Origin of the sequence: Pantoea cypripedii (assembly GCF_002095535.1) — a bacterium.
GTDB classification, from domain to species: domain Bacteria; phylum Pseudomonadota; class Gammaproteobacteria; order Enterobacterales; family Enterobacteriaceae; genus Pantoea; species Pantoea cypripedii.
The window spans coordinates 884,423-897,297 of sequence record NZ_MLJI01000002.1; the positions used below are offsets into that span (position 1 = coordinate 884,423).

A 12,875-nucleotide genomic window follows, 5' to 3' on the forward strand; every position below is an offset into this window, starting at 1 on the left:
CGATGTTTCTGACTTCTGAAACGGCAGGAAAGATTAACGACACCCTTTTCCTGCTGATAAATGCGCCAGTGCATGCATCATCCTTAATGCTGACCATCGGTAATGCCTGTGCATCCTGGCTGGTTTTTTTATTCCCGCTGGCATTGCTTATTTACTGGTTCAGTTTCAAAACGGAAAAACAACAGGTGGCGTTACTGGCGCTGATATCCGCTTTATTGGCATTATCGATAAATCTGGTGATTGGTGATTTCTTCCCGCATCCGCGGCCGTTTATGGTGCCGATTGGTCACACTTTTATTAGCCATGCGGCAGACTCCTCGTTCCCAAGTGACCATATGACGCTGGCCTGCGCCGTTGCCTTTAGTTTCCTGTTAGGGCAACGGATTTATACCGGAGTCAGTCTGTTACTGTTAAGCCTGTTTATTGCCTGGGGACGGATTTATATGGGGGTGCATTTCCCGGCCGATATGCTGGGTTCGGTCTTGGTGGGCTGGTTCTGCGCCTGGGGTGTGAAGAAAGCCGAATACATCCTGATTCCGCTGTTTAAACAGCTGTATCGCCTGAATGATGCTATTTTTGGTTACCTGCGAAATACCCGTGTTAAACATTAAGAACTTGTAGCGGCGCGATTTATCGCGCTGTGTTCAGCGGTTACCAGGTCAAAAGACGCGCAATAAATTGCGCCGCTACATCCGGGATAATATGGGCAGCGGCGAGAATTTCCGCCGCTGCGAATTTAATTACTGACTGTTCTGATGATAAACCGGCGAACTCACGGATTTATCGGTCATCGGATGCAATGCATCGTCGTTATTATAATGGTGGAAGGGTTCCGCATCACCCATATTGATTTTGCTTTCCTGCAAATCAAACGGGTAATTTTCATGGGTTTTACTGGGATTGGGATGCCAGCTGGCTGGTGTCAGTAGCCAGGTATTGGCGGTGCGTTCGACACCGGTATTGGCTTCTACCTGTGTGACTGCCAGCAAAGATAATGCACCAAGTAAAATAGCAATGAGTTTCTGTTTCATAGGGTCACCTCGTGGTTTAACGATTACTGTTTTGTTTACAGCTTCATTTTCTCACGCGGCTGGTGACCCTGGCGGAACAGAGAGATGACAATTTTGTCAGGACGGAGAGTCGGGTAATATCAGCGTAAAAGTGCTGCCTTTATTTAACTCACTTTTGACACTGACTTTACCGCCGTGTAATTCAGCAATGGTTTTTACGATGGCTAAACCCAGCCCGGTATTTTCCGCACTGCTTCTCGATTCATCTGCACGATAGAAACGCTCAAATAAATGCGGAATATGCTCAGATGCCACTCCTTCACCATTATCCGTCACGCTGAAATACAGCCAGCCATTCTCCCGCCGTGCGCTGAGGCTAATATGTCCACCCGACGGCGTATAATGCAGCGCATTGGATAACAGGTTGGCCATCGCCCGCTGGAAATGCAGCGGATCGGCAGCAAAGGTTAAGGCACCCTGCTGGGTGAGCGTAATATTTTTCTCTTCTGCCAGAATCTCGTAAAACCCCGTCAGGCGTCTGAATTCGGTTTCGCTATTTAGCGTCTCTTTCTTCAGTGGTTCGCGGCTATTATCGGCGCGCGCCAGAAACAGCATCGAAGAGATGGTGCGCGACAGCCGTTCACCTTCTTCCACAATCGCCTCCAGCGTTTCCTGATATTCCGCCGGACTACGCGGCTGATTGAGGGTGACGCTGGCAGCGGAAATCAGGTTATTGATCGGGCCGCGCAACTCATGCGCCAGATCGGAGGAAAAGCGCGTCAGCTGGGCAAAAGACGCCTCCAGCCGGGTCATCATGCTATCGAATGATGTCGCCAGCACCACCAGCTCTGACGGCCAACGCTCGGTGGAAAGCCGGGTATGCAGCTCCTCCACATTGATGTTCTCGATCTGACGGCTGATCACGCGTAAGGGCTGCAATCCCCGGCGCGCCAGGCCGTAACCACAGGCAGCAAACAGCAGGATCGCCAGCGCAGCGGCGATTTGCATCCGCGCCCAGTAGTTCTCAATGATTTCATTGTTGCGGGAAACATTCAGCGCCGCCTGCACGGTCCACAGCTCTTTGTCTTTCAGGGTGAAGGTGGTGGCGGTGATCAGGTATTTTTCATGATGCTCGCCATCGCGATGTCGCCAGCTGGAATAATTGAAGCTGGCTGTGGGGGCAGGGTAATTGGCTTCAGGGACGCGCATGTTCTTCGATTGCGACCAGATCTTGCCATCCGGACTGATAATGCGCAGCGACAGGCGATCCTGCTCGGCGATAAATTCAAACAGCTCGTTTTGCCACTGCTCCTGCGGCCCCTGGCGTTCGCTGATGGTGCTGGCGATTTCCTTCTGGATTTGTAAGGTGCTGCGCAGTTCATTGACATCTTTGGTATTCAACTGATCGCGTAAGGTTTGATACAGCAACCCGGAAACGCTATACAACACAATGGCCATCGCCACGGAAAAGAACAACGTCAGACGAACGGTGATCGGGACATTACGGGGTATCAGCATGCTCTTGTTCTTCCAACACATAACCTGCGCCGCGAATGGTGTGCAGCAGTTTTACATCATAGTTATCATCAATCTTACCGCGCAGTCGCCGTATCGCCACATCAATCACGTTGGTTTCCGGGTCGAAGTTCATATCCCACACCTGCTCAGCGATCACCGTGCGCGACAGCACCTCACCGCTGCGCCGCATCAGCAGGCTCAGCAGCAGGAATTCTTTTTGTGTCAGTTCGATACGGTTACCATCGCGGGTCACTTTGTGTTTCACAAAATCGAGTACCAGCCCGCCAATCTGCAACTGCGACTCATCGCTGACCACCACATTGTTGCTGGTCTGGCGGCGCAGGATGACCCGCGCACGGGCCAGCAGTTCGCTGAAGGAAAAAGGTTTGATCAGATAATCTTCTGCGCCTAACTCCAGACCTTTGACGCGATCCTCGACATCATCACGCGCGGTGAGGAACATCACCGGGGTGGGGCGTCCTGCCTGACGCCCCATTTCCAGTAGCTTCCAGCCATTGATGCCTGGCAGCATCACATCAAGGATCGCCAGGTCATAATCGTTGGTGAGTAGCAGATGCAGGCCATCGATACCGTTGGCTGCCACATCCACCACAAAATCGTTCTCTCTTAAGCCTTTGGCGATGTAATCCGCCGCCATGCTTTGATCTTCTACTAACAACAGTCTCATGGTTCCTCCGTCGCATGGGTCAGCGCGTCCAGACGGGCACCCGTGCGGTCAAACAGCAGATACAGCACGGGCGTAATAAATAAGGTAATAAACTGCGAGAACACCAGCCCGCCCACCACCGCCACACCCATCGGCTGACGCAGCTCGGCACCGGCACCCCAGCCGCAGGCAATGGGCAGGGCACCCATAATGGCGCACAGGGTTGTCATCATTATCGGCCGAAAACGCTGTAAGCAGGCCTGAATAATGGCGTCATGTGCACTCATACCCTGTTCGCGCTGCGCTGATAGCGCGAAATCGATCATCATGATGGCGTTCTTTTTCACGATACCAATCAACAGCAGAATACCAATCATGGCGATAAAGGTCAGATCCAGCTGCATCAACCGCAGCGCCATCAGCGCTCCCACCGCCGCCGAGGGCAGCCCCAGCAAAATGGTCACCGGATGGATCCAGCTTTCATACAGCATACCCAGAATCACGTAAATCACCGCCAGCGCCAGCACAATCAGCCAGACCTGGCTGGTCTGCGACTGCTGGAATAGCGCCGCCTGTCCGGCATAGCTGCCAAACACGGTGGACGGCAGATTAATATTATTCTCCGCCTGGGTGATGGCCTGGGTGGCATCCGACAGGGACTTGCCCGGTGCCAGGTCAAAGGAGATGGTAATTGCAGGCAGCTGTCCCTGGTGATTCACCGCCGTAACACCCTGTACGCGACTGATATGGGTAAAGGTGGAGAGCGGCAGCAGGGCATTGGAAGACGATCGCACGTAAATCTGTGACAAATCGCTCTCGTCCTGACGGAACGGCTGCTGCACTTCCATGATCACTTCATAGCTGTCTTCCGGGGCATAGATGGTGGAAGCCTGTAAGGTACCAAACGCGTCATACAGGTTGTTGCGGATCTGGTCCACATCCACGCCAAGCAGCGAGGCTTTGTTACGGTCGATGGTCAGCTGCGCCTGCAAGCCATTCAGCTGGGCATCGCTGTTGACGCCAACAAACACGCCGCTTTTGTTCATCTCCGCCATCAGCTGGTTGGTGTAATCATTCAGGCTCAGGCCACTGCTGCTACTGACAGATTGCAGGGTGTACTGGTAAGTGCTTTTCGCTGAACGGCCACCCACTTTGAAGTTCTGCACCGGGCTGAAGTACACCTTAATGCCCGGCAGGTAGCGGGTTTCGCTGCGCAGCTGCTGCAACACCTGCGCCATCGCCGGGCGCTGGCTTTGATCCTTCAGGGTGAGATTTAGCTGGGTCGTGTCGTGGTCCACTTTGGTCACAATGGTCTCGACCGCGCTGTCTTTCAGCAGGGTGTTGCCAAGCTGGAAAGCCACGTTCTTGCGTGCGTCATAGGACATATCCTGCGGCGTATCGATATTGGCCGTCACCTGGCCGATATCCTCCTGGGGAAAGAAGCCTTTGGGGGCGCTGACATACAGCCAGGCAGTCAGCGCCACCGTCAGTGCCGCCACCGACAACATAACCGTGCGGTGATCCACCGCCCAGTTGAGGCCCTGGGCATAGCGCTGGCGCAGGTTTTCAAACATCCGTTCAAACAGCAGGCTCCAGGCCGGTTCCGGTTTATCCTGATGGGGATCGTGGCGAAACAGCATCGGTACTAACAACGGAATGATGGTCAGTGACGCCGCAGCAGAAACCAGAATGGCGAGGGACACCACCCAGGCAAATTCGTGAAACAGCAGGCCCATGGTGCCGGGCATAAAGAAGATCGGGATAAACACCGCCACCAGCGAAAGCGAGATCGAGACCACCGTAAAGCCAACTTCTTTAACCCCTTTCAGCGCCGCCTGCTTCGGCTCCATCCCTTCCTCGATATAACGCATGATGTTTTCCAGCACCACGATGGCGTCATCCACCACCAGGCCGACGGCAATCGTCAGCCCCATCAGCGAGATGTTGTCGAGGCTCAGGCCAAAGGCGTACATCAGGGCAAAGGATCCCAGCAGCGAGATGGGTACGCTGAGCGCCGGGATCACCGTGGCACGCACATGGCGCAGGAACAGCAGAATCACCATGATCACCAGTGCGATGGTCAGCAGCAGGGTGATGTTCACATCGTGGATCGCGTTACGAATCGAGATAGAACGGTCATTAAGCAGCTGCATATGCACCGATGACGGCATCTGCTGCTGCAACTTCGGCATCAGCTGTTTGATGCTGTCCAGCGTCGCCACCAGGTTGGCACCCGGCTGGCGGGTGATACTCAGCACGATCGCGGTGTGATTGTTGACGGCACTGTGGCTAAGGGTGTTTTCGATGCTGTCCTGCACGCTGGCGATATCAGACAGCCGCACTGGCTGACCGTTGCGCGTTGCCACCACCACATTGCTGAAATCGCTGGCATTACGCAGATCGCCGCTGGTCTGCAACATCATCATCTGGCGTTTGCCATCCAGTTCGCCCACCGGCGAATTGTCATTGGCGGCCTTCAGCGCGGTGTGCAGTTCCTCCAGCGTCATGTCCGTGGCGGCGAGTTTGGCCGGATCGACTTCGACCCGCACCGCATAACGTTTCTGGCCGATCACCGTCACTTCCGCCACCCCCTTGATCATCGACAGCGAGGGGGAAATCAAATCGTCCGAATAGCGGTTAAGATCCGACAAGGTCATGGAAGGGGAGTCGAGGCTGATCTGCGCAATCGGTGCGTCTGCCGGGTTAACCTTTTTAAAGGTGGGCGGCGTGGTCATCTGCGACGGCAGTTTTTTCAGCGACTGATACAACGCCGCCTGCACATCCACCGAGGCCGAATCAATGTTCACCGAGGGATCGAATTCCAGCACGATGGTGGTCGCGCCTTCCAGGTTGGTCGAGGTCATCATCGCCACACCGGGAATGGTCGCCAGATTTTTCTCCAGCGGCGTGGCAACCGAGGACGCCATGGTTTCCGGGCTGGCACCGGAAAGTGACGCGTTGACTTTAATGGTCGGAGTATCGAAGGTTGGCAGGGCGGCCACTGGCAGATTATTCCAGCACACCACACCCGCCACCATCACGGCAATCCACAACAGCAGCACGGCAATCGGCCGCTGCAAACAGAGTTCTGAGAATTTCATGGCTGCATCATCGCCTTATCAATGTTGCTGGCGATCTGCACAGTGATGCCAGGGCGCAGATTGTTGGCACCTTCATTCACCACTTTGGTCCCCTGGGAAATACCGGTAACCACCGCTAACGACTGCTGAATGCGCAGGAGCGTCACCGGTTTAACTGCCGCCTGATTATGCTGGTCGATCACATAAACAAAATGCCCGTCCGGTCCGTTCTGCACCGCCTGCGGGGGTAGCACCACAGCATCCGGGGTGACACCGGCATCCACCTTCACATTCTGGAACAGACCCGGCCACAGCAGGGTGTTGCTGTTGCTGAACTGGGCTTTGAGCGTGATGGTGCCGCTGGCGGTGCTGACGCTGTTATCGATGAAATCCAGCTTACCGGCGGTCGGTGTGCCGCTGGCATTCTCCACCCACACGGTCACCGGCCCTTTTGCCTGCGCCGTCAGCACCGGTTTCAGGTCTTTTTCCGGCAAGGTAAAGGACACGCCAATCGGATCGAACTGCATCAGTGAAACCAGCGGCAGGGTGCTGCCGGGTTGCACCAGACTGCCCGGATGGACATTGAGCGCGCCGGTTTTGCCGTTGACCGGTGCCACGATGCGGGTGTAGCCGAGCGTCACGTCGGCGGTCTGCACATCCTGCTGCGCCGCTTTGTACTGCGCCTGATACTGCTGGACGTTACTTTGCAGCGTGTCCCAGTCAGACATGGAAATGTAGTTTTTTGCTTTCAGCGCCCGGCCGCGTTGCAGGTCATTTTGCGCTTTGACCAGCAAGGCTTTGGATTCGCCCAGCGCCGCCACCGCACGATCGTAAGCCGCGCTCTGGCTGGCATTGTCGAGGGTGAACAGCAGCTGTCCGGCTTTAACAAAATCCCCTTCATGGAAAGCCACCGTCTTCACCGTGCCGGTAATCTGCGCCTGAATATCGACCTGATTCAGCGCGATGATATGGCCCTGGGTGGTCAGGGTGATGGGCAGCGGTTTGACCGTGGCGGTCACCATGCTGACTAACGCCGGGGCGTTAGCGGGTTTCATCGCCGCATCGGCCTGTTGTCGGGGCCAGAAATACCAGCTGCCGCAGCCAATCACCAAACCGGCGATCAGTAATAATGTTCCTTTATGTCGAAGATCCATGGTGCCTCAAAGCGATAAACTCATTTGCGCCAGTTTATCGAATGGCTCCGAACAGAAAGGAAAAGGGAAGATGACAAATTTGTCATCTTCCCTTTGGTGGGTCTGACGAACAATATTTAATTATGGGTCCAGTAGGTGCCGGTTTCGGGAATCGGCAGGAACTGCTGATTCATTTCACGCAGGGTTTCATCCGGGGATAAATCGTGGAATAAGTCCGGATGGAAGGTTTTGGCAAAGAACTCCGCCACCAGCAGATGCCACGGGCTCATATAAAAGTTCTGCCAGAAAGCGAATGCCTTTTGCTGTTGTACGGCGTTAAGCACCGATACCGTGCCGTCCTGCGCCAGCGCCCTGATAAAGGTGGCCTGCGCGCTGGCCGCGTTGACCTGTGGTCCCAGTTGCAGGAAGGCTTTATCTTCCGGCCCTGCCGAGCCGGTGGCGATATAAATATCCGGGTTGGCGGCCAGCACCGCTTCTGGATTGAGCTGCCCAAACACCGCCGGGAAGCGTCCGGCGGCGATATTGTCGCCTCCGGCAAAGGCAATCAGATCGGCGAGATTACCGTGGGCTACGGTGGTGCAGCATTCGGCCTTTTTCCCCAGATGCAGTTGTAGCATCACTTTGGGACGCGGTCCTTTCCAGCCCGCCAGCCGGTCGCGGATAAACTGCATATGCTGCTGATAGAAGGCAATAAAACGCTCGCTTTTTGCCTGGTCATTGAGCGCTTCCCCGAGGGTGCGCAGGCTGGCCACGGTATTCGCCAGCGGATCGACGCGAAAATCGAGGAACAGCACCGGGATCTTTGACGCAGCCAGTTGCTGCATAAACAGGGAGTTGTTCGGTGGAGTGCGGGCATAGACCGGCAAAATCACCAGGTCAGGGCGCAGGGCGATAATCTTCTCAACATTCAGCTGGGAAAAGTTGGAGTTGCCGATCTGCTCGATGTTGGCGATGGCCGGGAACGCTTTGACATAGCGCTGCCAGGTTTGTTTGTCGAGGTTGCGCAGATCGGCTGGCCAGCCCACCACACGCTTCGCCGGGTTGCCATCTTCCACCAGCGCCAGCGTATAAATCATCCGGCTCTCGCCAATCACGATACGTTGTGGATTATCCGGCACCTCCACCTGACGTTGCAGGCTATCGGTGAGGGTTTTGGCCTGCACCACAAACGGCAACAGCAGGCACAATGCCGTGAGAAATCGTTTCATGCATAAGTTCTCTTGTGGCTCCGCCGGTAAAGGCGGAGCCAGTCAGGTTAGAAATCCACTGAGGCTTGCAGGTACATGACGCGCGGCTCACCTTCGATCACGCGCAGGTTACCGGCGCTCGATTCGTAATATTCCCGGTTAAACAGGTTTTTCACGTTCAGCTTCAGCTGGGTATGTTTACCCACCAGCTGGCTATCCCAGGCGATAAAGGCATCGGCCACGGTATAGGCAGGCATGACAAAGCTGTTTTCCGGGTCGCCCGCGCGGGTCCCCACATAGCGACCGCCGCCGCCGACACGCAGTTCACCCGGCAGCCAGGAGAAGCGCAGGGTGTGGCTCAGATACAGGCTGCCCATATTGGTGGGGGCGTTGACCAGACGGTTGCCCACGTTATCCGGGTTAACGTTATCTTCGACGATTTCCGTCTTGTCGTAGCTGTAGTTGGCGATCAGATTCCAGTCCGGCGCGATTTCACCGTTCACTTCCAGTTCCGCACCGGTCGAGCGGGCCTTAGGAATGTTGCGCGTCACACCGTTGATAAAGATCGACATATCGCTTTCATCAATACGGTACAGCGCCAGCGTGGCGGCCAGATTCGGTGCGACCTGCCATTTCGAACCCACCTCCCAGGTGGTGCCTTTCTCGGTGGAGGCGACATCACCGTTATCGTCGGTCTGCGTGGACGGGGTGAAGGACTTGCTAAAGCTGCCGTACAGCGAGACATCCGGCAACACCTTATACACCACGCCCAGCTGCGGCAGGAACGCGTTGCCGCGATCGTTCAGCGTGGTTTCCGGGTTGATAAAACCGTTGCTCGAGGTTTGCGTATAACGCTGGAAGCGTCCACCCAGTACTGCGATCCACTTATCTGTCAGATGGATGTTGTCTTTGGCAAACAGCGAACGACTGTACAGGTTGGTACGCAGATTACTCAGCGCGTCATTGTAAGTGCTGTCGCTGAGCACCGGCTCCTCGCCATACACCGGATCGTACATGTTAAAAGTACGGGAAACGGTGCCGCGATAGGAACGTGCCTTGTAGGTTTCATTTTGCTCATAATCAACGCCCAGCAGCAGGTCATGCTGCATTCCGGCGATCACCGGTGAGCCGCTGACATCCCAGGAAACGTACTCGGTCTGATGGTTGAAGCCACGGTTGGCATCCGCACGGCGTGACACAATGCCGGTGGTGGTATTAATCGCCGTGGCGCGCACTTCGTTACTGTCGTAACGGCGCTGCATCCAGCCATAGTTCAGGTGGGTATCCCAGGTATCATCGAGGTTGTAGCCATAGCTGACGTTGAGGCGTTTGTTTTTGCCCCACGCATGGTTGGCACTGTCATCGAGGCGACGGTTGTAAGGAATATCGACCGGTTTACCGTTGATAAAGGCGGTACCGCGATCGTAAGGCACATCGTATTTGTACTCGACGTAACTGATGTTGAAGGTGGCGCGCTCGCCATACCAGCTCAGTGAAGGGGCCAGCAGTGTGTGTTCATTCACGCCGAAATTGCGCCAGTAATCTTCGCGCTGGCGTTCCGCCACCATGCGGAAGGCAAAGCCATTACCCAGCGGGCCGGTGATATCCACCATGCCGGTGCCGCCGCCATAGCTGCTGGACTCGCCACTGATATGGGTGTTCCACTCATACTGCGGCTTTTTACTCACCAGGTTGATGATGCCGCCTGGGTTAAGGATGCCGTACAGCAGGGAGGAAGAACCCTTCAGCACTTCCACATGGTCGATGCTGGAGTCCATGGTCAGTCCCTGGTTGCTGCGCACACCGTCGATAAAGATCGAGCCGTCGGTGTTGGAACCGAATCCACGCTTCACGAAGCCATCCTCGGTGCCGCCCAGCGTATTGCCCTGGGTCACGCCACTGACAAACTTTACGGCATCGTTCAGGCTGGTGACCTGGTAATCCTTCATTACCTGGGGTGTCACCACGCTGATTGACTGTGGTGTTTCATTACGCGGCGTATTGGTTCTGAGCGTTGCCGCCGCATCATCCTGGTTATAACTGCCGGTGTTGCTGGTGGGAGACTGATCGGCTGTCACTGTCAGGGTTTGATCCTGGGTAGTTTCTGCGGCTGCGGCAGAATGACCATAGAGAAGCGTTGATGCCAGTAAGACCTGTGACCCAGAGAGCGTATATTTTACCGCTGGTGAAAAGAAAGAAAGATACTTCATTTAACTAAATCCGCATCAAAGAGAATTATTTTGAAAGCTGGATACTAATGAGATTGATTTTCATTTACAACCATTTCTTGTTATTTCAGGGAAAATAAATTATTCACCTAAATAAAAAATGGAGATTTTCACGCAGGAGAAAACATTATTTCCTGATAGGGATAAATATAATGTAGTGAATAATATCGTTTAAAATTAGTGTTATGTGTTGAAAATGTAGTAGTTGATGTAGCTTCATAATATTTACCGTCATTACACTACATTTTTCTGGCAGGAAGGGATTAGCAACGGCACTCTTCATTGATTATTGCGTTGAACTTATTAAGTCATAAATTAAGGTATTCTTAATATTCAGAAGAATAATGAGCGAATGCAACGCGATGACTGACCAAATAACCATCGACTATTCTTTACTTAGCGGGCCTGTTCAGGCTTTACTAATACGTAAAACGGTCCGAAAGTTAGCCTGATAACGTGATGAAAAATGGGGAAGGGCTGATTAACTGTATAATTTATAAGGTATTTAACCCCGGTGACTGAGTCCAATCCCAAAATCAGCAAAAAACCCTATGATCTCTATGGCGAACGCTTCCACGCCAATAAGCATCTGTTAACTCCCCGGCTGTTAAAAGTCGCGCAGCACATTCACCAGCATCGCAGTGCCGTGCTGGATAAAACCGCGCTGGAGATTGCGATTGATACCCAGACTTCTGACGCCACGGTGATCCGCGCTATCCAGGCGCTGGGTTTTTCTGGCTTCCGGGATCTGAAGATTGTGATTGCCGAATATCTGGGTGTCACCAGTCGTTCACCGGCGCGGGTGGCGGTGACTGTCAATGAACTCTCGCAGGATGCGCGGGGCAGCATCGATTTCGTGCTCGACAGTTATCGCATCAGTTGCGAGATGCTGGCGGCACCGGATAATCGTCAGGCTATTCAGCAGGCCATCGGGCTGTTGCAGCAGGCGGAGCGGGTGGCGATTTTCGGTATTGGCGCATCCGCCATCCTGGCGGATTACACCGCGCGGCTGTTCAAACGCAATGGCACCCCTTCGTATGTGCTTAACCGCACCGGTATTTCGCTGAGTGAACAGATCGCTGATATGCGTCACGCGGATGTGCTGATTATGCTGGTGCAGAGCAGTGCGCACCCGGAAGGTCTGGTCACCCTGGCAGAAGCTCAGCGGCTGGGGATGAAAATTGTGCTGCTAACCGGCACGCCCGACAGCATTTTCGCGCAGCACGCCGATGTGATGATTGAGATCCCGCGCAGCCGTTCGGCTGACAAAATGCCAGTACATGCCACGCCGATGATCTGCCTGGAAATCCTGGTGCTGGGGCTGGCTGCCGCAGCACCGGTTGCCACCATGACCAGCATGAGCAAGCTGTATGAGATCAGCAATGCGCTGACACGCCCTGGTGCGCGTAAAAACAAGTCGTCATAAATGGCCTCAGGCCGCGCAGACACCGACGCTCTGGCAGCGATAGACCAACGCCGGGGGCAGGTTGCGCATCACTCTGGTGCGCGTCCAGTGGAAGTAGCCGGAAAGCAGCGGTTCAGAAAACGAGGTGTACTGGAACTGAATAAACAAACCGCCGGGATTGAGCGAGGCGACCACACGTTGCAGGATGCGATGGCGCAGCGGTTCCGGCAGCGACAGTAAGGGTAAACAGGAAAAAATGGCATCGCATCCCTGTTCGACCTGTTCGGCAGAATCCGTGAACACGGTCAGGCGGTTATCGTTTAGCGAGGAGAGTTTCAGCGCCAGCCGGGGATTGATTTCATAAGCCGACAGGGTGGCGCGGGAGTGCATACGGTTTAATAAATGGCGCGTCAGAACGCCGTCTCCGGCACCCAGCTCAGCGACGTGATGCGCCTGCGTCCAATCCACCGCATCCGACATTCGGCGACAAAGGGAGGGTGAAGAGGGAGCAATCGAGCCAAAAGCGCGGGGGTTAGCAATAAACGCCTGCATATAACGGGTCTTTTCTTTGAGCAATGAAAAAGTGGTTAATATCACGGTTATCACCTCCAGGTGTATCACTGGAG

General features: G+C 54.6%; 10 protein-coding genes. 2 read left to right on the forward strand and 8 right to left on the reverse strand.

Annotated elements, in window-relative coordinates; genetic code table 11:
- Positions 1-2: 2 nt before the first annotated feature.
- On the forward strand, positions 3-611 hold the full coding sequence (locus HA50_RS25345) for an undecaprenyl-diphosphatase (RefSeq protein ID WP_084879560.1): 609 nt from the start codon (positions 3-5) through the stop codon (positions 609-611).
- A 129-nt stretch (positions 612-740) separates the two neighbouring features.
- On the opposite strand, the gene HA50_RS31625 is transcribed toward HA50_RS25345, so the two are convergent.
- The 7 genes from HA50_RS31625 to HA50_RS25380 all read right to left on the reverse strand — a co-directional run bounded on the left by HA50_RS31625 (position 741) and on the right by HA50_RS25380 (position 10,826).
- Positions 741-1,031: a hypothetical protein gene (locus HA50_RS31625; protein WP_208617342.1), complete on the reverse strand. Its 291-nt coding sequence runs from the start codon at positions 1,029-1,031 to the stop codon at positions 741-743.
- Between the two features lie 96 nt (positions 1,032-1,127).
- A complete protein-coding gene (locus tag HA50_RS25355) occupies positions 1,128-2,528 on the reverse strand; it encodes a heavy metal sensor histidine kinase (RefSeq protein ID WP_084879561.1) in 1,401 nt (466 codons plus the stop codon).
- Positions 2,512-3,216, reverse strand: coding sequence for a heavy metal response regulator transcription factor (locus HA50_RS25360; RefSeq protein ID WP_084879562.1), 705 nt, complete (start codon positions 3,214-3,216; stop codon positions 2,512-2,514). The genes HA50_RS25355 and HA50_RS25360 overlap by 17 nt, the downstream gene beginning before the upstream one ends.
- A complete protein-coding gene (locus HA50_RS25365) occupies positions 3,213-6,296 on the reverse strand; it encodes an efflux RND transporter permease subunit (RefSeq protein WP_084879563.1) in 3,084 nt (1,027 codons plus the stop codon). The genes HA50_RS25360 and HA50_RS25365 overlap by 4 nt, the downstream gene beginning before the upstream one ends.
- On the reverse strand, positions 6,293-7,429 hold the full coding sequence (locus HA50_RS25370; protein ID WP_084879564.1) for an efflux RND transporter periplasmic adaptor subunit: 1,137 nt from the start codon (positions 7,427-7,429) through the stop codon (positions 6,293-6,295). The genes HA50_RS25365 and HA50_RS25370 overlap by 4 nt, the downstream gene beginning before the upstream one ends.
- Positions 7,430-7,545: 116 nt before the next feature.
- On the reverse strand, positions 7,546-8,637 hold the full coding sequence (locus HA50_RS25375) for an ABC transporter substrate-binding protein (protein WP_084879565.1): 1,092 nt from the start codon (positions 8,635-8,637) through the stop codon (positions 7,546-7,548).
- 47 nt (positions 8,638-8,684) lie between these two features.
- A complete protein-coding gene (locus HA50_RS25380) occupies positions 8,685-10,826 on the reverse strand; it encodes a TonB-dependent siderophore receptor (RefSeq protein ID WP_084879566.1) in 2,142 nt (713 codons plus the stop codon).
- Between the two features lie 532 nt (positions 10,827-11,358).
- On the opposite strand from HA50_RS25380, the gene HA50_RS25385 reads away from it, so the two are divergent.
- Positions 11,359-12,270, forward strand: a complete 912-nt coding sequence (locus tag HA50_RS25385) for a MurR/RpiR family transcriptional regulator (protein WP_084879567.1) — start codon at positions 11,359-11,361, stop codon at positions 12,268-12,270.
- A gap of 6 nt (positions 12,271-12,276) precedes the next feature.
- Here the strand turns inward: HA50_RS25385 and HA50_RS25390 are convergent, their stop codons facing one another.
- A complete protein-coding gene (locus tag HA50_RS25390; RefSeq protein WP_084880240.1) occupies positions 12,277-12,843 on the reverse strand; it encodes a class I SAM-dependent methyltransferase in 567 nt (188 codons plus the stop codon).
- Positions 12,844-12,875 lie beyond the last annotated feature (32 nt).

Bases quoted from the DNA above. Each gene is read 5' to 3' on its own strand.
- HA50_RS25365 (WP_084879563.1), bottom strand. From the start codon at position 6,296: ATGAAATTCTCAGAACTCTGTTTGCAGCGGCCGATTGCCGTGCTGCTG.
- HA50_RS25355 (WP_084879561.1), bottom strand. From the start codon at position 2,528: ATGCTGATACCCCGTAATGTCCCGATCACCGTTCGTCTGACGTTGTTC.
- HA50_RS31625 (WP_208617342.1), bottom strand. From the start codon at position 1,031: ATGAAACAGAAACTCATTGCTATTTTACTTGGTGCATTATCTTTGCTG.
- HA50_RS25345 (WP_084879560.1), top strand. From the start codon at position 3: ATGTTTCTGACTTCTGAAACGGCAGGAAAGATTAACGACACCCTTTTC.
- HA50_RS25375 (WP_084879565.1), bottom strand. From the start codon at position 8,637: ATGAAACGATTTCTCACGGCATTGTGCCTGCTGTTGCCGTTTGTGGTG.
- HA50_RS25360 (WP_084879562.1), bottom strand. From the start codon at position 3,216: ATGAGACTGTTGTTAGTAGAAGATCAAAGCATGGCGGCGGATTACATC.
- HA50_RS25370 (WP_084879564.1), bottom strand. From the start codon at position 7,429: ATGGATCTTCGACATAAAGGAACATTATTACTGATCGCCGGTTTGGTG.
- HA50_RS25380 (WP_084879566.1), bottom strand. From the start codon at position 10,826: ATGAAGTATCTTTCTTTCTTTTCACCAGCGGTAAAATATACGCTCTCT.